The organism is Bacillus sp. LNXM12-1, from assembly GCF_003004375.1.
In the GTDB taxonomy this organism is placed as follows: domain Bacteria; phylum Bacillota; class Bacilli; order Bacillales; family Bacillaceae; genus Bacillus.
Window position 1 is genome coordinate 441,966 of sequence record NZ_PVWX01000002.1, and the last position, 19,168, is coordinate 461,133.

18 protein-coding genes are annotated in these 19,168 nt (G+C 43.0%); 11 read left to right on the forward strand and 7 right to left on the reverse strand.

What is annotated here, in order from left to right:
- Nucleotides 1-349 precede the first annotated feature (349 nt).
- The 5 genes from pgsB to C6Y07_RS09775 all read left to right on the forward strand — a co-directional run bounded on the left by pgsB (nt 350) and on the right by C6Y07_RS09775 (nt 4,678).
- The gene (gene pgsB / locus C6Y07_RS09760) at nt 350-1,531 is read left to right on the forward strand and encodes a poly-gamma-glutamate synthase PgsB (RefSeq protein ID WP_034660210.1); all 1,182 of its coding nucleotides are present in this window, start codon (nt 350-352) and stop codon (nt 1,529-1,531) included.
- A 15-nt stretch (nt 1,532-1,546) separates the two neighbouring features.
- Nucleotides 1,547-1,996, forward strand: coding sequence for a poly-gamma-glutamate biosynthesis protein PgsC (gene pgsC, locus C6Y07_RS09765; protein WP_012011488.1), 450 nt, complete (start codon nt 1,547-1,549; stop codon nt 1,994-1,996).
- A gap of 18 nt (nt 1,997-2,014) precedes the next feature.
- The gene (locus tag C6Y07_RS09770) at nt 2,015-3,181 is read left to right on the forward strand and encodes a CapA family protein (RefSeq protein ID WP_034660209.1); all 1,167 of its coding nucleotides are present in this window, start codon (nt 2,015-2,017) and stop codon (nt 3,179-3,181) included.
- The gene (edmS, locus tag C6Y07_RS18925; RefSeq protein ID WP_003213661.1) at nt 3,178-3,348 is read left to right on the forward strand and encodes an extrachromosomal elements maintenance protein EdmS; all 171 of its coding nucleotides are present in this window, start codon (nt 3,178-3,180) and stop codon (nt 3,346-3,348) included. Before C6Y07_RS09770 ends, edmS begins: the two co-directional genes overlap by 4 nt.
- Before the next feature lie 106 nt (nt 3,349-3,454).
- On the forward strand, nt 3,455-4,678 hold the full coding sequence (locus C6Y07_RS09775; RefSeq protein ID WP_106156625.1) for a C40 family peptidase: 1,224 nt from the start codon (nt 3,455-3,457) through the stop codon (nt 4,676-4,678).
- 56 nt (nt 4,679-4,734) lie between these two features.
- Here C6Y07_RS09775 and C6Y07_RS09780 read toward each other — a convergent pair whose 3' ends face one another.
- Together C6Y07_RS09780 and C6Y07_RS09790 are read right to left on the reverse strand one after the other, a co-directional pair.
- Entirely contained in the window at nt 4,735-5,616 is an 882-nt protein-coding gene (locus C6Y07_RS09780; protein ID WP_181185424.1) for a Cof-type HAD-IIB family hydrolase, read from the reverse strand.
- A gap of 401 nt (nt 5,617-6,017) precedes the next feature.
- A complete protein-coding gene (locus C6Y07_RS09790; protein ID WP_106048125.1) occupies nt 6,018-6,983 on the reverse strand; it encodes an LCP family protein in 966 nt (321 codons plus the stop codon).
- 272 nt (nt 6,984-7,255) lie between these two features.
- Here C6Y07_RS09790 and C6Y07_RS09795 point away from each other — a divergent pair, with 272 nt between their 5' ends.
- Both C6Y07_RS09795 and C6Y07_RS09800 read left to right on the forward strand, forming a co-directional pair.
- Entirely contained in the window at nt 7,256-8,620 is a 1,365-nt protein-coding gene (locus C6Y07_RS09795; protein WP_095285705.1) for a sugar porter family MFS transporter, read from the forward strand.
- Between the two features lie 137 nt (nt 8,621-8,757).
- Nucleotides 8,758-10,155 carry a bifunctional glycosyltransferase family 2 protein/class I SAM-dependent methyltransferase gene (locus C6Y07_RS09800; RefSeq protein WP_106156750.1) on the forward strand — a complete coding sequence of 466 codons (1,398 nt, stop codon included), beginning with the start codon at nt 8,758-8,760 and terminating at the stop codon, nt 10,153-10,155.
- A 12-nt stretch (nt 10,156-10,167) separates the two neighbouring features.
- Here the strand turns inward: C6Y07_RS09800 and C6Y07_RS09805 are convergent, their stop codons facing one another.
- From C6Y07_RS09805 to kduI, 5 genes are all read right to left on the reverse strand, one after another.
- Nucleotides 10,168-11,313 carry a Ger(x)C family spore germination protein gene (locus C6Y07_RS09805; protein WP_106156627.1) on the reverse strand — a complete coding sequence of 382 codons (1,146 nt, stop codon included), beginning with the start codon at nt 11,311-11,313 and terminating at the stop codon, nt 10,168-10,170.
- Nucleotides 11,310-12,410, reverse strand: a complete 1,101-nt coding sequence (locus C6Y07_RS09810; protein ID WP_060597437.1) for a GerAB/ArcD/ProY family transporter — start codon at nt 12,408-12,410, stop codon at nt 11,310-11,312. Before C6Y07_RS09810 ends, C6Y07_RS09805 begins: the two co-directional genes overlap by 4 nt.
- Before the next feature lie 3 nt (nt 12,411-12,413).
- Nucleotides 12,414-13,880, reverse strand: a complete 1,467-nt coding sequence (locus tag C6Y07_RS09815; RefSeq protein WP_060597434.1) for a spore germination protein — start codon at nt 13,878-13,880, stop codon at nt 12,414-12,416.
- A gap of 108 nt (nt 13,881-13,988) precedes the next feature.
- Nucleotides 13,989-14,762, reverse strand: a complete 774-nt coding sequence (kduD, locus tag C6Y07_RS09820; RefSeq protein ID WP_106156629.1) for a 2-dehydro-3-deoxy-D-gluconate 5-dehydrogenase KduD — start codon at nt 14,760-14,762, stop codon at nt 13,989-13,991.
- A 4-nt stretch (nt 14,763-14,766) separates the two neighbouring features.
- Nucleotides 14,767-15,594: a 5-dehydro-4-deoxy-D-glucuronate isomerase gene (gene kduI, locus C6Y07_RS09825; protein ID WP_060597432.1), complete on the reverse strand. Its 828-nt coding sequence runs from the start codon at nt 15,592-15,594 to the stop codon at nt 14,767-14,769.
- Between the two features lie 262 nt (nt 15,595-15,856).
- On the opposite strand from kduI, the gene C6Y07_RS09830 reads away from it, so the two are divergent.
- The 4 genes from C6Y07_RS09830 to C6Y07_RS09845 all read left to right on the forward strand — a co-directional run bounded on the left by C6Y07_RS09830 (nt 15,857) and on the right by C6Y07_RS09845 (nt 19,115).
- Entirely contained in the window at nt 15,857-16,867 is a 1,011-nt protein-coding gene (locus C6Y07_RS09830) for a LacI family DNA-binding transcriptional regulator (protein WP_106071357.1), read from the forward strand.
- A gap of 86 nt (nt 16,868-16,953) precedes the next feature.
- On the forward strand, nt 16,954-17,970 hold the full coding sequence (locus tag C6Y07_RS09835; protein WP_106156631.1) for a sugar kinase: 1,017 nt from the start codon (nt 16,954-16,956) through the stop codon (nt 17,968-17,970).
- Entirely contained in the window at nt 17,942-18,541 is a 600-nt protein-coding gene (locus tag C6Y07_RS09840; protein WP_034660192.1) for a bifunctional 4-hydroxy-2-oxoglutarate aldolase/2-dehydro-3-deoxy-phosphogluconate aldolase, read from the forward strand. Before C6Y07_RS09835 ends, C6Y07_RS09840 begins: the two co-directional genes overlap by 29 nt.
- A 118-nt stretch (nt 18,542-18,659) precedes the next feature.
- A complete protein-coding gene (locus C6Y07_RS09845; RefSeq protein WP_034660191.1) occupies nt 18,660-19,115 on the forward strand; it encodes a GNAT family N-acetyltransferase in 456 nt (151 codons plus the stop codon).
- The last annotated feature ends 53 nt before the right edge of the window (nt 19,116-19,168 follow it).

Here is a 19,168-nt window from a genome sequence, read left to right on the forward strand (position 1 = left end):
CGCTGATATGACTGATGTTATAGAGTTTAAAGGGCTTTAAAACATTGATTCAAAATACATCTTAATAATTGTCAAAAAATTTAGGGAGAAAAGGACAAAAGATTTTCCGATGCTTGATGGTAACGCTTTCTCTTGATTGAAGCTGAAATTCATACCAATTTTTGTCCGCCTTTTGGCCTTTTCATTTAAAGAAGAGCTAGGCAAATCCGCCTTCTGATTAGAGGAATTTGGCATACGAGGAAGTGAAAGATTATGTTACATAATACCGATTGTGATTTTATGCTGAACATATATACTGTTGATTGAATTTACATATCACACTCATAAAAAAAGGAGATGTAGATAAGCGATGTGGTTAATCGTTATAGCCTGTGTCATCATGTTAGGGATTGGCTTTATTGAAAAGAAGCGTCACCAGAAAAATATCGATGCCTTGCCGGTGCGCGTCAATATTAATGGTATTCGCGGAAAGTCTACCGTTACAAGATTGACAACCGGTATCTTAATGGAGGCAGGTTATAAAACTGTCGGCAAAACAACGGGAACAGATGCAAGAATGATTTATTGGGATACGCCAGAGGAGAAACCGATTAAAAGGAAACCGCAAGGACCAAATATCGGTGAGCAGAAGGAAGTTATGAGAGAAACCGTTGAAAGAGGAGCAAATGCCATCGTCAGTGAATGTATGGCAGTAAATCCAGATTACCAAATTATCTTTCAGGAAGAGCTGCTTCAAGCGAATATTGGCGTGATCGTAAACGTTCTTGAAGATCATATGGACGTAATGGGGCCGACACTTGATGAAATAGCAGAAGCCTTTACAGCGACAATTCCTTACAATGGACACTTGGTTATTACGGATAGTGAATATACGGAATTCTTTAAAGAGATTGCGAAAAAACGCAACACAGAAGTCATTGTTGCAGATAATTCCAAGATTTCTGATGAGTATTTACGGAAATTTGAGTACATGGTCTTCCCAGATAATGCCTCACTTGCACTTGGTGTTGCACAGGCATTAGGAATTGATGAAGATACGGCATTCAGAGGAATGTTAAATGCGCCACCTGATCCAGGAGCGATGAGAATTCTTCCATTAATGGACGCGAAAACACCTGGACACTTTGTAAATGGTTTTGCGGCAAATGACGCATCATCTACATTGAACATTTGGAAGCGTGTGAAAGAGATTGGATATCCAACAGATGAACCGATTATTATCATGAACTGCCGTGCGGATCGTGTAGATAGAACGATCCAGTTTGCGGAAGATGTACTTCCTTATATTGAAGCAAGTGATCTTGTCTTGATTGGTGAAACAACAGATCCAATTGTGAAGGCATATGAGGATGGGAAAATTCCGGCTGACCACTTACACAACCTTGAATATCAATCTACAGAAGAAATTATGAATATGCTTGAGAAAAAGCTTCATAATCGAGTGGTTTATGGAGTCGGCAATATTCATGGTGCCGCTGAACCGTTAATCGAAAAAATTCAAGAATACAAAATTAAGCAGCTTGTCAGCTAGGAGGAAATATAGAAAATGTTCGGATCAGATCTTTATATCTCGTTAATTTTAGGTGTTCTACTTAGTTTAATCTTTGCAGAAAAAACAGGAATCGTACCAGCTGGACTTGTTGTCCCAGGTTATCTGGCGCTTGTATTTAACCAGCCAGTCTTTATTTTAGTCGTCTTATCTGTCAGCTTGCTTACGTATGTCATCGTTCGCTTTGGTCTATCGAAATTTATGATTTTATACGGACGCAGAAAGTTTGCTGCGATGCTAATTACAGGGATCGCCTTAAAGCTTGTATTTGATTTCTTCTATCCAGTGGTTCCATTTGAAATAGCAGAATTCCGCGGAATCGGTATTATCGTTCCTGGATTGATTGCAAATACGATTCAAAAGCAGGGTCTTACGATTACCCTTGGAAGCACGTTACTTCTAAGTGGTGCAACATTTGCCATCATGTATGTTTACTATCTATTTTAAGATAAGGTGTGTCCAATGATGAATAAAAAATTGAGCTTTCAGGAAAAGCTGCTGAAAATCACAAAGAACCAAAAGAAAAAGACGAATAAACACGTACTGATTGCTTTACCGATTGTCATTGCTTGTACATTTCTATTTACGTTTATCGGGAAAGCACAAGTGCCAACTGTACAAAAGAATCCAGAAAACATCCTGACCGCTTCGTTTGTCGGTGACATTATGTTTGGAAGAAACGTAGAGAAAGTAACAGACCGTTATGGAAAACAGCATCTCTTTCGTTACGCCAAGCCATATTTTGATGTGTCAGATTATGTGACTGGTAACTTTGAGCATCCAGTCGCATCAGATAAAGAACAAGCGGCACAAAAGAATATTCATTTGAAAACAGACGAAGATTCTGTCAAAGCATTGAAGGATTTGAATTTCTCTGTATTAAACTTTGCGAATAACCATGCGGCAGACTATGGTGAAAAAGGGCTGAACAACACGATTGATGCCTTTGAACATGCTGGCATGGATTATACAGGCGCAGGCCGTAACCTTCAGGATGCGAAGCAGAACATTTCGTACAAAGAAGTAAATGGTGTCAAAATCGCTACACTTGGTTTTACTGATGTGTATGGGAAAGATTTTAAAGCAACGAATCGCCAGGCGGGTATCTTGCCAGCCGATCCATCTATCTTTATTCCGATGATCTCGCAGGCTGCTGAAAAGGCAGATATCGTCGTTGTTCATGCTCACTGGGGACAGGAGTACAACAATGAGGTAAACGATAGACAAAGAGAATTGGCAAGAGCGATGTCAAAAGCTGGTGCTGATATCATTATCGGTGCTCATCCGCACGTTCTTGAGCCAATGGAAGTCTATAACGGCACGGCGATCTTCTATAGCTTAGGGAACTTTATTTTTGACCAAGGCTGGTCAAGAACACGTGATTCTGCACTTGTTCAGTATCATCTGAATGAAGATGGAAAAGCGACATTTGAAGTTGTCCCAATGTATATCAAGGAAGCAACACCTGCTCCGGTTAAAGCAGGATCTTTTGAATCAAAATCCATTATCCGTATGCTGACAAATGGTACGAATGCGGATTGGAAAGAAAAAGACGGACACATTTTCTTTGAAGTAGATCACGCTGATAAAGTTAAACACTTAAAAGAAAACGGAGGGAAAGAGAAGAAATGAAATTCCTAAAAGCAAGCTGGCCGTTTGTTGCGTTAATTTTAGTCTTTGTCTTTATGTCTGCTTTTAAATTTAGTGACAGCCTCACAGATCATGAAAAACAAAAGATCTCGGTTGAAATGCAGAAAATCGAACAGCAAAAGCAATCAAAAACGGAAGCAAGTAAATAATTTTAAAGAGCATAGAGGGCGCGCATTGCGTGCTCTTTTTTGTCGAAAAAAGGTGTAAAATGAAAGGTGTCATGCCGAAACTATAGAAGAAAGGAGGGGAAAGATCATGAAATGGAAAGGAATGTTGATTGGTGGGTGTGTGCTCGTAGGGCTGATGTTCATGTCTCAATCAGAAGTATCTGCTCAAACAGCGTCTCCTTTGGAGCAAGCGGAAAAGCTGATTGGAACACCTTATCATAAAGGAGGAACCGATCCAAAAACGGGCTTTGACGCATCTGGGTTTATTCAATATGTGTACAAGACATCAGGAGCATTTGATTTGCCGCGGAAGGTGATCGACCAGTATCAGATTGGGGAAAAGGTATCATGGGACAAAGCCCGGCCCGGTGACCTTGTATATTTCCGCAGCCTTGAAGAAACAAAGGATATCCCGACGCATGTGGCGCTGTACGCTGGTAACGATCAGGTCATCCACATCACGCTCAGTCAGGGTGTGGTGAAAACAGATGTCAGCAAAAGCAAATACTGGACGGACCGATTTTATGCAGTCAAACGACTGCCCGGCACACCAGAAATCTCTGATGACCGTCTTGTGAAAGATGCGATGAAATATGTAGGTATTCCTTATGTATTTGGTGCAGCAGACCCTAAGGTTGGCTTTGATTGTTCAGGCTTTTTACAATATTTATTTGAAAAATCACTAGGGATTTATTTACCTCGAAGTGCTGAACAGCAGTGGATGGTTGGAGAAAAAGTGGCATTAGATGATATACGTCCTGGGGATTTTGTCTTTTTTAGCAACACATATAAGCCAGGCATTTCTCATGTAGGGATGTATATTGGGGGCGATCGTTTTATTCATGCGAGCCGTTCGGAAAGTGTCACGATTTCTTATTTGTCTGAATCGTATTGGCGCGAGAAATGGACAGGTGCGAAACGATTAACGGACCTGAAATTATCAAAAGAAGATCCGGTTGTCTCAAAAGCCGCTGCGTATATTGGTGAAGTTCCTTATGTCAAAGGCGGGACGAATCCAGAAGAGGGATTTGACACAGCAGGGTTCACACAGTACGTGTATCGAGAAGTGCTTGGTATTGATCTGCCTCGCTATGCGTCAGGTCAAGTCAAGACAGGTACGCCTGTGAAACGTTCGGAGCTGAAGCCGGGAGATCTCGTTTTCTTTAGTGGAACGTCATTGATGCCGGCGATTTATGCAGGGTCAAATCAAGTCATTCATGTGACCGTCTCAAATGGTGTCGTGCTTACGAATATGAAAACAAGTACGTACTGGAAGAATAAGTATGAGACGGCTGTTAGAATCAAAAAATAAAGAAAAAGCCCGATCCACGCTCGTATCGGACTTCTAGACTTCTCTCTAGGCGCTGATCAGACTAGCGTCTTTTTTTCGTGGAATTGATTTTGTAAAAGCAGATCAATAAAGTAAGCAACACCGTCTTCATGATTGCCTTTTGTGATGAAGGTGCTCTTTTCTTTAATAACATCTACGGCATTCCCCATTGCAATGCGGTGGCCTGCTTCCTCAAACATGGATAGATCGTTGGGGCTGTCGCCAATCGCATAAATATGTGAGCGGTCTACGCCATAATGAGCTGCGAGCTTTTTGAGAGCATGTCCTTTCCCAGACTCTTTTGGCAGTACCTCAATGATATGTTTTCCAGAAGAGGTCAATGAAAGCTCAGGCATTTCCGCGAGAAGATCTCGTGCTTCCTGTAGCTTGTTCATATCAAATGAGAAGCAGAGTAATTTATAGGTCGCTTCATTCGACTCAAAAATCTGGCGAATATCATCTACTGGTTTGATGCCAAATTGTTTGAATTGAGTCATCGCTCCTTCCCATAAATCAGCTACATCCTCATTTGGGTTCGCACTTTTGATGACATCAAATTCTGCTTTCAGCTTCTCTTTTCCATCAAAAGGAGAGAGGAGCGCATCGTCCGTATAGACCTCAAAGTAAATGTTTCGTTCCACTAATGCCTTAGCCGCTCGTTTTCCTGCTTCTTGGTCAAGTGTGATACGGCTGAAAAGTTCGTATCCTTCGGTATGAACGGTTCCGCCGTTTGCTGCAATAATGGGGATGTCCAAATTGCCAAGCAGTTCCTTTACATCAAAAGTCGCCCGCCCTGTACAGATGGTGACAATATATCCCGCTTCCTTCGCACGAATCAATGCCTCCCGGTTTTGAGCAGATATTTCACTTTTTGTATTTAAAAGTGTACCGTCTAAATCAATCGCAATCATTTTTTTCATCGCTGTCAAATCCTCCTTCATGCATGCAATAGCCTCTTCAAAGTATGTACGATTTCCTTCATTCTCATGAGCAATAGGATGGTTGTTCCTCTCTATCAAGGCTAAACAAAAATGACCGAATGATCAAGGGAATAAGCCAAAGGGTTAAAATCTACATCAACGTCAACAAGTAGAAAAGCGCCCCCTTAGGGACGCTTTCAGCGTGTAGACAAACCCTTGCATTCTTTGTCAGTCCTGCGCGCTGGTGCTCACGAATATCAAATTCGCTCCGCGCCAGTGCTCGTCCTTCCTAGAATTCAAAGGTTTTCAATCACGCTGAAAAGAAGACAAAGAGCTAAAATAAAAACCATTTTAGCCCTTTGTCAACAAACAGAAAGCGCCCCCTTAGGGACGCTTTCTGTTTATGATAATTCAAGCTGCTTCTTCAATTCAGTCTTCACTTCGTTTAGCTGGTTTTGATCCAATTGGTAATAATAAACCCCGTTTGGCTGGTAATCAGAGCCTTTAAGCTGAATGGTATCGACCGATTTCAATGACGTCAGAAGCGGGAACAGCCCGACTAGCTCTTTCATTGAAAGATTGGTTGAGACATTCTCACCAAGTGTATCAATGATATTGTCATATGACGGAATAGACGTTAACGATTTTGATTTATCAAAAATGGCTTTTAATACTTCCATTTGACGCTGTCCGCGCATTAAATCACTATCTGCCTTTCTTGTTCTCACATATGCGAGAGCTTGATCACCGTCTAGTGTATGAGTTCCTGTTTGAAGCTGTACCTTGCCCTTTGTATCTTTTAGAACCTGTTTGACCACATATTCATCCTTGACGTTAATAGAGACTCCGTTTAGTTCATTGACGATCTCTTTAAATGCTGTGAAATTACTTTGGATCACAAAATCAACCGGAATATCTAGTAAATCTTCGACTGTACTTAAGGTTAAATCTGCACCACCAAATGCGTGTGCATGTGTAATTTTGTCATAGCCATGCCCTGGAATATTCACATATGAGTCCCTTGGAATGCTTAATAATTTTACGGTTTTATTTGTACGATTGACGGTTGCTAAGACCATTGCATCGCTTCGTGCTTGTTTCACTGTTTCGCCCGGTCTGCTGTCAATGCCAAGCAGCAAGACAGAAAAGCTGTCTTTCCCAGGATCGAATGCTTCAATCCTTTTGACAGATTGAGCGCCGCGATCTAAAGATACTTGCGCTTTTTTGGCAGCGCTTGTCACTTTATAGTAGGCATAGCCTGTGACAGAAGCGGTTGTCAGTAAAAGAATACCGACTATAAATAGAGTGACTTTCACCCATGGCTTTAAACGCTTTTTTCCTTTGCGTTTGCTTCTTGATTGATCCATATATTTTAAACCCTCGCTATGATTTTTATAGTAAAGATGTCCTTCTTTTTGCTTACAAACTAAAACAAATATACCTTAAAACGGGATATAGTGCGACATTTTTTTCACTAACGCTTAATTGACGTTTCCTTATCGTAAAAAGTTTCAATGATACTTCAAATGAAATATATTTGTCATAAAACATTGAAATGTTTGAAATGACAGGAAGTGAGGAAAATGATTTTCCATAGAGAAACATCCAGTACATACAGAACAAAAGAGGGGTTATGAACATGAAAAATCGGAATGGATGGCTTTATTTCTTCGGCGCACTTGGCGGCGCCTTATATGGCTATGATACAGGTGTCATTTCTGGCGCCATCTTATTTATGAAAGAGGATTTAGGGTTAAACGCGTTTACAGAGGGACTTGTTGTCAGCTCGATTTTAATCGGGGCGATGCTCGGTTCCTCTCTTTCTGGGAAGCTGACAGACCAATTCGGGCGGAAAAAAGCCATCATCGCCGCAGCGATTTTGTTTATTATCGGTGGATTTGGTACAGCCCTTGCTCCGAATACGGAAGTGATGGTCTTATTCCGAATTGTACTAGGACTTGCTGTCGGGTGCTCAACAACGATTGTTCCATTATATTTATCCGAACTTGCTCCAAAGGAATCGCGAGGAGCACTGTCCTCATTAAACCAACTCATGATCACATTTGGTATTCTACTCGCCTATATTGTGAATTACGCTTTAGCGGATGCAGAAGCATGGCGCCTGATGCTTGGAATTGCGGTCGTACCTTCTGTGCTTTTATTATGTGGGATTTTATTTATGCCGGAAAGTCCCCGCTGGCTGTTTGTCCATGGACAGGCAGACCGTGCAAAAGAGATATTATCTAAACTCAGAAAGAGTAAGCAAGAAGTTGAAGAAGAAATTTCTGATATTCAACAGGCAGAAAGTGAAGAAAAAGGCGGTTTTAAGGAATTATTTGAGCCATGGGTACGTCCAGCATTAATCGCTGGTGTCGGTCTTGCCTTTCTGCAGCAGTTTATCGGTACCAATACGATTATTTACTATGCACCAAAAACATTCACAAGCGTTGGCTTTGGTAATTCAGCGGCTATTTTAGGAACCGTCGGAATTGGGGCAGTGAATGTCGTCATGACGTTTGTGGCGATTAAAATCATTGACCGTGTAGGGCGTAAAGCGCTGCTCTTATTTGGGAATGCTGGCATGGTCCTAAGTTTAATTGTCCTGTCAGTGGTCAATCGATTTTTCGAGGGGTCAACAGCTGCAGGATGGACAACCATTATTTGTTTAGGACTCTTCATCGTCATCTTTGCTGTCAGCTGGGGTCCAGTCGTTTGGGTGATGCTTCCGGAGCTGTTCCCGGTACATGTAAGAGGAATCGGTACAGGCGTCTCTACTTTCCTCCTTCATACAGGGAATTTAATCATCTCGCTTACATTCCCAGCTCTATTAAGCGCGATGGGTATCAGTAATCTTTTCCTCATTTACGCGGTCATCGGCGTAGGCGCCTTCTTGTTTGTGAAATATATGGTGACTGAAACGAAAGGGAAAAGTCTTGAAGAAATTGAAGAAGATTTAAAAAAGAGGAACCGTGCCGTCACAGGTGAGGAAGGAAAAACGGTGTGAACAACGACCAGCTGCCCGCATGCAGCTGGTTTTTCTTTGTTAAACAAACGTTTAATCAAGAAAGGACAATCTCTCATCTTCTGAACGTGCTGCATATGACATACATATGGAACAGGCGAGCGAAAGGTGGAAATGAGATGAAAGGGAAAACGAGCATTGTCATGCTGACGTACAATGAACTGCATTTAACGAAAAAATGTATCGACAGCATCAAGCAGCATACCCGAAGTGACCAATATGAACTCATCATCGTTGATAATGCGTCAACCGACGGGACGAAGGAATATGTGAGAGAGCTGAACGATGTGATTTTCATAGAAAATGCAGAAAATCGAGGCTTTGCAAAGGGCTGTAATCAAGGAGCGAAAAAAGCGACAGGGGATAGCATTCTCTTTTTAAATAACGACACGATCGTAACGGAAAACTGGCTTTCTCCATTAAAAGAGGCGTTATTTGCATCAGAACGTATTGGGATGGTAGGACCTGTCTCCAATTATGTGAGCGGTCCTCAAATGGTCGAGCCATCGTATACAAATGTGAAGGAGCTCCCAGCCTTTGCGAAAAATTATACGGCTGCGAGAAAAGGTCAGAGAACATATGTACATCGGCTTGTGGGGTTTTGTCTGCTGGTGAAAAGAGAGCTCATTGAAGAGGTGGGGTTATTTGATGAGCGGTTCGTGTATGGATCATTTGAGGATGACGATCTTTGTTTGAGATCCTTGCTCAAGGGATATCAGCTGCAAATCGTCCACGATTCATTTGTGCATCATCACGGTCATGCAACCTTTCGTGCGAATCAAGAAACGAACATCTCTACACTGTTTGCTGAGAACAGGCTTCGGTTTTTAGATAAATGGGGCATTGATCTCAATCTGATGACCCCCCATCCGTACTTTGCGGCTCTGCTGCCTGAAGACGCTGCATGTGTACTTGATGTGGGATGCGGCGCAGGGGCCACAGGGCTTGAACTAATGAATCGGCAGTCTGTTGACATGTACGGGGTAGAGGCCGATCCATTAAAAGCAGCAATCGCAAAGGCATATTACGAAGAAGTCATCGAGGCAAAAGCGGATGAGTACCCATGGTTAGAGAAAGAGGCCTTTTTTGATGCCATCATTTTTTCTGATGTTTTAGAGCATGTGTCAGATCCTTGGAACATCATTGAACAAGCGCACGCATCTTTAAAACTGGGCGGCGTGATCATTTGCTGCCTGCCAAACATGATGCATGCGGAGGTGCTTCTCCCGTTAATGACAGGGGATTTTACGTATCAAGATGTAGGGATTTTAGACCGAACCCATCTGAGGTTCTTCACACCAAACACGATGCGTGCGCTTTTCCCAAACCATTTGTTTGAACGGGTGATCGAGCAGCGCATCAATGTTCAGATTGATCAGAACGTCCAATTGTTTTTTGACGAGGTGGCGAGAGTAGGAGCGTCACTTGGCTTTCAAACAAAAGCGTTGTCTGATCAAGTGACCCTATATCAGCTTTTAATTGTCGTGCGTAAAAAAGGCGGCTCCCCTTCGAGATAACCGCCTTTTGCATTACCATTTGAAGCTTTTTGTTGCGCCTTCTGCCCCAAAGTTTAAAATGCTGACTTTGACATCATATTCGATATCCGCTTCTTGAAAGAGCGTATCCCATTCGTTTCGATGCTTTTCCCAATAGTCAGGGTATTTAATACGAAACTGCCGGCTTAAAAATATGGGATCAACGCCCACCTCTTTTTGCACATGATGGACTGCTTTTTGAATTCGCTGTTTGATTTTATTCGCAAAAAGAAGCTCATATCTTTTGATGTACTGCTCATCGTATGAATTTTCTGCAGGGTACTGATCCTCTGAGAGCTTTCCTTGGGTGTTGACATTAATTTTAAAGGAAATATGTCCATCCTTCAGATAGGGTTCAATCTTGGTTTTTGATTTCTTAATTTCATACGTGATCGGAAAGTCTTTGTAGGTGGCAGGTACAACGCCGCCTGAAATTCGGTCCATCACCCAATTTAAAGATTGGACATCCTTCGCAGGGATGAAGCCGATCAGCTTTCGTGTTTTTCCATCAATGATTCCTGCTCCATCATAAATCAGTTCACCGTCTATCGCATCTACACTTTGGACAAGGAAGCTAGCACCCATCTGGAAGTAATCAGATGCCCGGCCAATACGGGTTGGCAGCAAAATCTTTCCGTTAAAGCTTCGGTTTTTGGATGTTTCAAAGATATGTTCAACCGGAACCTTTTGCTGTGATTTCAATTTTTGGTTGATCACTTTTGACGCATCATCTCGTGACACGAGAAGGTAGCTGCTTCGCCGAACCTCATCATCTCGTATAAAGTGGTTGAGCGTTCCTTGAATATCGTGATGCTCTGCCTGATTTTTGCCGAACAAGAAAATTTTTAGATGATCACTATAGATCGGCGGGTCCTTTAAGGCGACATTACTGACAGCCTCCAGCACATTTTTCCCTTTTGAGACGACATTCACATGGCCAGGAGAATCAGCCTCTTGTGTCCCACCCATCTTCGGAACCAGGTTTTGGTAGGTGAGCTTGACTCCTTTCTGATCTTCCTCGTCAATGCCAATGCCGCGCACAAATGATAATTTTTCAATATCCTTTAAATCCCAGCACCCTGCTGATAGAAGGAAAAGACAGCAGGATAAAAAGATGAACAATACACGCCTTCCTCTCATGCAGAACGACCTCCCCATTTTTTACGTATCATCAGCAGAACAGCTGTAATAAAAGGAATGGCTAAAACCGCGAACAATGCGTAGCCGAGTAAAGTAGAGAAGTAAAAGACTTCATTGATATTTCTCGGAAATAAAGAGAGGGCAGAGGTAATCAAAAACAGCAGCCAAAGTAGTCTCGTTACATTGGTCGTCTTAAAGACTGTGTGGCACCCTTTAATGGCAAATTGGAAAAAGCCAAGCATACAAATGAACTGCTGGCAAGTCCAGATCGTCAGTAAAAAAATATCAAATCGTTCAATGAAGACCCCTTCAAGTTCTAGTGCTTGAATGAGTGAGACAGTGGGCCAGGTGAGGGATTTCGTTTCTCCAACGGTCATGGAACCAATCACAATAAAGAGCGTGAGAGAGTAGATAAGTGAGGTAATTCCGACCCCGATCGCAGCGGCCCATTTCGCCTTCGACCATTTGTCTTTATAAATGAGTGGTACAACAAACAAAATGACCTCAAAGCCTGTAAATTGAATAAATGTTTGAGAGAACAAATTACTGAAATCTTTAAACCCATTCGCCATCACCGGGCGTAAGTAATCAAAATCGAATATTTTCAAACTAAACAGCATGAGCCCAATATAAATGATCATCGTCATCGGATATATGTATGTCACCATTTTCACTATTGGAAAGATACCACTTTTCAAATGATAGATCGCCACAAGAAGAAAAATCATCACAATCACTGCCATGGGAGTCGATTGCAGCAGGAAAAACTGAACAACCTCTCCGAGAACACGCGCTTCAAAGCCGACAATGCCTAGTAAATAAGCGATCAGCATTAAATTAAAGAACGTGCCAAAGATTGCACCGGCTCCTTTAGTATTTGACTCAAAAATGGTGTCCGGTGCATTCTTTTCAGCAATCCATCCTAACAAAAAAGCAACGAAAGCAAAGATGACTCCCTGTATTAATACAATGATCCAGCCATCAGGGAACCCTGAATTGGCAGAACTGCGTGGAATGGTTAAAATTCCAGCGCCTATCATTGTAGAGCTGCACAGAATGGTGACTTGTAACAATGATAGCTTCTCAGCTCTGTACATCGTTTAATCTCCTTGTCTTTTGAGATTTTTTATTTTTGCTGTTTTCGGTCTCGATTTAAATAGCCCAATTGGTAAACGTACGTACGTATCCTTTAAATCTGAAAACGGTGAAGACAAAACAGGTGTGAAATAGTCAAAACCAAAGGTCTTTAATTGCATCAGGTGACAAAGCACAAATAAATAACACATGATCAAGCCATATAACCCAAACATCGCTGAACTGAAAATGGCCATAAAGCGCAAGATGCGCAGCGGGAAACTAAAGTCATACGAAGGGGCAGTGAAATCGGCCAAGGCGGTCAGCGACACAATAATCACCATTAAGGCACTGACGATATTGGCTTGGACAGCCGCCTGACCAATGATGACGCCGCCAATGAGCCCAATTGTCTGCCCGATGGCTCTAGGAAGCCGAAGTCCAGCTTCTCGCAGCAGCTCAATCGTAAAAGACATAAGAATCGCCTCGACAACAGGAGGAAACGGAACATTCTGCCGGCTGCCTGCGATGGTGATTGCCATTCGTGTTGGTAATAAACCGGGGTGATATGAGACAAGAGCGATGTAGAGCCCTGGTAAAAAAATCGTTAACAGTACGGCAAAATAACGAAGTAGGCGCAAAAGAGTCGCACTTGTCCATCTTTGATAATAATCCTCCGGTGATTGCATCAAGGCTGTAAGTGTCATAGGCATGATGAGGGCAAAAGGTGTGCCGTCGAGCAAAATGGAGACTTTGCCTTCAAGCACAGATGCAATCACCCGGTCAGGACGTTCTGTATTTTGAATCTGCGGAAAAATGGAGATGTGGCTGTCCTCAATCAGCTGTTCAATATAGCCGGTTTCAGGGATGTCATCCATTTTGATTTCGGTCATGCGTGATAGAACATCTTCTACTAATTTGGGATCAACAATATCACGAACGTACACAAGGGCAGCAGACTTTTTATTGCGAGTACCTACATTTACCTTTTGAATGACAAGGTTAGGGTCGTTTGCCCGCTCACGGATTAAAGCCGTGTTTTTTTCAAGATTTTCAATAAAACCGATCCGAGGCCCTCTTACAAGGACTTCCGATTGCGGCTCTTCTACTTCTCTAAATTGAAAAAGGTTCGTTTGGAGCGCAAGTGCTTGAGCCGCTCCATCTACAAATAAAATAGCCCTGCCGCTATATAATTGCTCGATGGCAAGGTTCATATCCTCCAGCACATCATTTTGGATGCCAAAGAACGTTTTAGACAGGGCCGGAAGCGTACTAGAATCAACCTCGTTGATATCCAATTCCTTTTGCATGGGTGAAATGATTTGCTTAGAAAGCATCTCAAATTCTGTGAGTCCTTCAACGTACATGAGACATGCAGAGATAGCAGAAGGGCCAAATGAAAATGAGTGGAACACGATATCATCACTTTTCCCGGCAAAGCTTTTGACACGCTTGATGACGGACGCTATATCTTGTTCAATACGACTTTTCATAATACCTCACCCCTCATGTCATGTTTTTTTATAGAGTGACTCGGAAGGAGGAGAATTATGCAAATAGAAAAAAAGAGAATCCCTCAAAATAGGAATTCTCTCGCCTGTTTATCTCGCAAGCCAGCCGCCATCAACAGCTAAAATATGACCGTTCATATAATCGGAGGCTGGTGAGCTAAGGAAAACAGCCGCGCCGGCTAGATCCTCAGGCTTTCCCCAGCGCCCGGCAGGGATTCGTTTGAGAATCTCTTCATTTCGATTCTCATCGTCCCGAATGGCTTGCGTGTTATTGGTCGCAATGTAACCAGGAGCGATCGCATTCACTTGTATATGCTGGCTCGCCCATTCGTTTGCAAAAGCCTTCGTCAGCCCTGCGACTGCGTGTTTACTTGCTGTATAAGCGGGGACAAAGATGCCGCCTTGAAACGATAGAAGGGAGGCGATATTGACGATTTTCCCTTGACCATTTTTCAGCATCTGCCGCCCAACCCTTTGGGTAAGGAAAAAGAGGCTATTGATATTCACATCCATGACCGTATGCCAATCTTCCTCTGAATAATGAGCGGCCTGCTCTCTTTTAATGGTTCCAGCATTATTGATTAAAATATCAATCGTATGCTTTTGTAACATGGCATTGACAGCCTGCTTTGCAGTTTGAGGATCGGAAAAGTCAACCTGAACCGCATGAAACGAGCGGCCCGCCTGTTCGACTAACGCTTTCGTTTCCTCAAGCGGTGTGTGGTGGTATGTGCCGATAATATCTGCGCCTGACCTGGCAAGCGCCACAGCAATGCCCTGCCCAATGCCGGTTCCAGGACCTGTCACAAGGGCTGTTTTACCTTCAAGAGAAAAGAGGGACGCTACATAGGATGTCGTCGTCATCACATTACCTCAGCTGGTCCATTGGGACAAAGTCCATATCTTTGAACGTATAGTTCTCGCCCGCCATCGCCCAAATAAATGAATAATTCGCTGTACCCGAGCCTGAATGAATGGACCAGGCAGGAGAAATGACCGCTTCCTCATTTGCGACAACGAGATGTCTTGTTTCAGATGGCTCTCCCATAAAATGAAAGACACGAGCATCTTCTTCGATATCAAGATATAAGTACACTTCCATACGCCGATCATGAATATGAGCGGGCATCGTATTCCACGTGTTATTGGTTTCCAGCTGAGTGATTCCCATCATGAGCTGACAGCTTTGGATGCCGTTTGCGTGGATGACTTGATACAGGTTTCGTACGTTTGAAGCAGACGCTTCTCCTAAGTGATTCGGTGTTAATTCAGCGATGGCTGCTTTTTGTGTAGGGTACGCTTGATGAGCCGTGGCTGATACAAGATAGAACTTGGCCTCTTCGCCTGATGAACTAGCAAACTGTACATCTTCGTGTCCAAGCCCAATATATAAGAAATCTTTGTGCTCCAGTACAAAGGCTTCACCATCGACAGTGACCGTTCCTTGACCGCCGACATTTACAATGCCGATCTCTCGTCTTTCAAGGAAATATTCCGTACGTAAAAAGTCTCCGGCATCTAATTTGAGCGGCTCTGCAGACGGCTTGACTCCGCCAATCACCACGCGATCCTCATGCGAATAGTAGAGCTTTAATTCACCACTGACGAATAGCGTAGGAATATGAAAATGACGACGAAGTTCCTCTGTTGTAAAACGTTTGACCTGCTCAGGGTGTACAGCATAACGATTTTCCATTTGAGATAAGCCTCCCTTTCCATCTGAAACAAAATATTGATGTTTTATTTGGTATCGGTTTCAAGGAAAATTCTAGAGGAAAAAGAGAACGCCGTCAACCGTTATTTTGAAATCGTTTTCTTTTTATTTATTTAGATGATTTTTTGCCCTCTTCATGCAAAAAAATCTTCTGAAATGCATGAAATTATGATATGCTCTTTTTAAGTTATTTGAAATCGGTTTCGAAACAAATGAGAAGATATCGATTGTGGGAGTTTTTTGAATGAAAGAGAAAAAGCAAACGAAAGTGACCATCAACGAAGTGGCCGCTTATGCAGGTGTTTCAAAATCAACTGTATCCAGATATATCAATGGCAGAACAAATGAAATTTCTACTGAAAAGGTCAAAAAAATTAAAAAAGCCATTGAGGAACTGCATTATCGTCCGAGTCAGCTCGCCCAAGGTTTGAAAGTAAGAAAAAGCAAGGTCATTGGGTTTATTGTAGCCGACATTACGAATCCATTCTCTGTAGCGACACTTCGCGGAGTCGAAGAAATTTGTGATGAATATGGATACAGTATCATGGTATGCAACACAGATAACCGACCAGAAAAAGAACGGGAAATGCTCCTCAAGCTGAATGCGCATTATATTGAAGGGCTCATCATCAATACGACAGGCCAGAACAATGACATTCTGCAGGATTTTAAGAAAAACGGTGTACCAATTGTCCTTGTTGACCGGAAATTGCCAGAACTAAAAGTCGACACAGTGACAACGAATAACCGTGATATCACGATCCGGTTGCTTCAACAAATGTATGAGAAAGGCTATGAGCACATCGCTTTCTTTACTGAGCCGGTCGATGGGATCAGTCCTCGTGAAGAACGAAAAGAAGCATATGAGCAGACAGCTATGAGTAAACATAAGAAGCCGCTCACTGCAGAAATTGATTTGAAGCAAAAGGAACAATTGCGAGAAGAGCTTGTCCGTTTTGTACAATCAAACCAACAGAAAAAAGCGATTTTAGCAGCCAATGGATTACTCATGCTGAAACTGATTAGTGAGCTTGTAGAGCTTGGGATAAAGATTCCAGAGGAGATAGGCATCGCAGGCTTTGATGATACAGAATGGTATAAGCTGATTGGACCTGGAATCACAACGGTTGCCCAGCCATCTCATGAAATGGGGAAAGCCGCCATGCAAAAAATCAAGACTCGGCTTGAAGGGGATGAAAGTGCGCCCCAAACCATTCAGCTTGACGGAGAAATCATCGTAAGAAAATCTTTATAAACAACAGACAGAGAAGAGTATACATACGTGCATACTCTCTCTTTTTTAACTAATTTGAAACCGGTACCAAGAAAGGGGAGAAATGAGTGAAAGCATTGGATGCGGTCACATTTGGGGAATCAATGGCGATGTTTTTTGCAAAAGAAGCCGGAGAGCTTCATCAAGTGCATACATTCCAAAAGGCGCTTGCTGGCGCCGAAAGTAACGTGGCAGTCGGTTTGGCGAGGCTAGGTTTTGATGTGGGATGGGTGAGCAAAGTCGGAGCAGATTCACTTGGCACATTTATTTTAGAAGAGCTTCAAAAAGAAGGGGTCGATACAAGTGCAGTGATCCGTTCAAATGATGGGGCTCAAACAGGGATTTTACTTAAATCAAAAGTGATGGATGGAGACCCTGACGTCACGTATTATCGTAAAGGCTCTGCTGCGAGCACAATGAGTCCAAGCGACTTTCCCACCAGCTATTTCAAACAGGCAGGACACCTCCATATGACAGGTATTCCGCCTGCATTATCCAGTGAAATGAGAGCGTTTTCTTTTTGTGCTCTTCAAAAAATGAAAGAAGCAGGCAAAACCATTTCATTTGATCCAAACCTTCGGCTGCAGCTATGGGAAGAGGAAGAAGATATGATCCATACGGTGAATCAAATGGCTTTTCAAGTGGATTGGTTTTTTCCGGGGCTTGCAGAAGGGCAAAGGCTCACAGGCTGTCACGAGCCGGAAGAGATTGCCGATGTTTATTTGCAAAAAGGCGTCAAGCTTGTGGTCATGAAGCTCGGTGCAGAAGGTGCCTTTTATAAAAGTGCAGCCAGTCAGGGGATTGTGAGCGGATTTTATGTGCCAGATGTCGTTGATACAGTCGGTGCCGGTGATGGATTTGCCGTGGGGGTCATCAGCGGCTTATTGGACGGTTTATCATATGAAAAATCTGTGACAAGAGGCAATGCTGTAGGGGCTCTTGCGGTGATGTCTCCTGGCGATAAAGACGGACTGCCTACTCGGGAAGAGCTTCAGGCTTTTATGAAAGAAGCTAAACGATATCATAGACGGGAATATATGAAGGGAGATGAAGGATATGGGCAAGTCAGCAAGTTTGAGCGTTAAAGAGCAGCTCGCGGCTTGTAAGCTGATCGCAGTGGTGAGAGCGGGGAGTGAAGCAGAAGGCATTGAGACCATTGAGCGTTTAAAGAAAAAAGGCGTTCGAGCCATTGAAGTGACGTATACCACGCCTAATGCTGAACACATCATCGCGTCCTTTCAGCATGAGCAAGATCTGATTGTAGGAGCAGGCACAATCACAACCCTTGAGCAGGCACAATCAGCCATTGACGCAGGCTCACAATTTATTGTCAGTCCAGGATATCTCCCTGTGATCGGAGAGCATCTCTCATTTCACGACACACTCTATGTACCAGGTGTCCTCACCCCAAGTGAAATCATGCAGGCAAAAGCAGATGGCTACTGCTTGCTCAAGCTTTTTCCAAGCGGTTCCTTCGGTTTATCCTATATGAAAAACTTACAAGGTCCGTTTCCAGAGATTGAATTTATTCCAACGGGCGGTATTCATCCAGCCGATGTGCCAAAATGGCTGAAAGCAGGTGCAGTGGCAGTAGGAGTCGGAAGTCAGCTTGAAAGCAGTACAGCAGAAGAGTTACAAGCGGTACTTTCTTCATAAATAGTTGATATCAAACGAACAACTGGCGGATGGATGCCGGTTGTTTGTTCGTTTATCTGACATAACAGCAGGTGAATGCTGACTCTTCACGTACAATGATCGTGAAGGAGTGATAGACATGTACATTCAACAAGATACACTCACGGATGGACAAATAGAGCAGCTGATTACCGCTCATATAGAAGAAATGAAAGAGCATTCCCCGCCAGAAAGCATTCATGCCCTTCCGTTAGCTGATTTGAAAAAGCAAGATGTCACAGTGTGGAGTGTGCGGGAAGGAGAGGAGCTTCTTGGCTGCGGAGCGTTAAAGGAGCTGTCAAGTGATCACGGCGAAATCAAATCAATGAGGACCGCAGCTCTCCATATGCGAAAAGGTGTAGCAAGGTATATGCTGAACCATCTTCTCCAAGAGGCGAAAAGGCGCGGCTATTCACGTGTCAGCTTAGAGACAGGTGCGATGTCTTTCTTTGAGCCAGCAAGAAAACTATATGAGAGTGTTGGTTTTTATATTTGTCCGCCTTTCGATTCATATCAAGAAGATCCAAACAGTTTATTTATGACAAAGGAATTATAGAGGTCGAGAGAGTATGCTTATAAGCAGCTCTTTTTTTATGCGCAATATTTGAA

What these genes read in the sequence shown, in the direction of transcription:
- pgsB (WP_034660210.1), top strand. Translation starts at nt 350, where the DNA reads ATGTGGTTAATCGTTATAGCCTGTGTCATCATGTTAGGGATTGGCTTT.
- pgsC (WP_012011488.1), top strand. Translation starts at nt 1,547, where the DNA reads ATGTTCGGATCAGATCTTTATATCTCGTTAATTTTAGGTGTTCTACTT.
- C6Y07_RS09770 (WP_034660209.1), top strand. Translation starts at nt 2,015, where the DNA reads ATGAATAAAAAATTGAGCTTTCAGGAAAAGCTGCTGAAAATCACAAAG.
- edmS (WP_003213661.1), top strand. Translation starts at nt 3,178, where the DNA reads ATGAAATTCCTAAAAGCAAGCTGGCCGTTTGTTGCGTTAATTTTAGTC.
- C6Y07_RS09775 (WP_106156625.1), top strand. Translation starts at nt 3,455, where the DNA reads ATGAAATGGAAAGGAATGTTGATTGGTGGGTGTGTGCTCGTAGGGCTG.
- C6Y07_RS09780 (WP_181185424.1), bottom strand. Translation starts at nt 5,616, where the DNA reads ATGAAAAAAATGATTGCGATTGATTTAGACGGTACACTTTTAAATACA.
- C6Y07_RS09790 (WP_106048125.1), bottom strand. Translation starts at nt 6,983, where the DNA reads ATGGATCAATCAAGAAGCAAACGCAAAGGAAAAAAGCGTTTAAAGCCA.
- C6Y07_RS09795 (WP_095285705.1), top strand. Translation starts at nt 7,256, where the DNA reads ATGAAAAATCGGAATGGATGGCTTTATTTCTTCGGCGCACTTGGCGGC.
- C6Y07_RS09800 (WP_106156750.1), top strand. Translation starts at nt 8,758, where the DNA reads ATGAAAGGGAAAACGAGCATTGTCATGCTGACGTACAATGAACTGCAT.
- C6Y07_RS09805 (WP_106156627.1), bottom strand. Translation starts at nt 11,313, where the DNA reads ATGAGAGGAAGGCGTGTATTGTTCATCTTTTTATCCTGCTGTCTTTTC.
- C6Y07_RS09810 (WP_060597437.1), bottom strand. Translation starts at nt 12,410, where the DNA reads ATGTACAGAGCTGAGAAGCTATCATTGTTACAAGTCACCATTCTGTGC.
- C6Y07_RS09815 (WP_060597434.1), bottom strand. Translation starts at nt 13,880, where the DNA reads ATGAAAAGTCGTATTGAACAAGATATAGCGTCCGTCATCAAGCGTGTC.
- kduD (WP_106156629.1), bottom strand. Translation starts at nt 14,762, where the DNA reads ATGACGACGACATCCTATGTAGCGTCCCTCTTTTCTCTTGAAGGTAAA.
- kduI (WP_060597432.1), bottom strand. Translation starts at nt 15,594, where the DNA reads ATGGAAAATCGTTATGCTGTACACCCTGAGCAGGTCAAACGTTTTACA.
- C6Y07_RS09830 (WP_106071357.1), top strand. Translation starts at nt 15,857, where the DNA reads ATGAAAGAGAAAAAGCAAACGAAAGTGACCATCAACGAAGTGGCCGCT.
- C6Y07_RS09840 (WP_034660192.1), top strand. Translation starts at nt 17,942, where the DNA reads ATGGGCAAGTCAGCAAGTTTGAGCGTTAAAGAGCAGCTCGCGGCTTGT.
- C6Y07_RS09845 (WP_034660191.1), top strand. Translation starts at nt 18,660, where the DNA reads ATGTACATTCAACAAGATACACTCACGGATGGACAAATAGAGCAGCTG.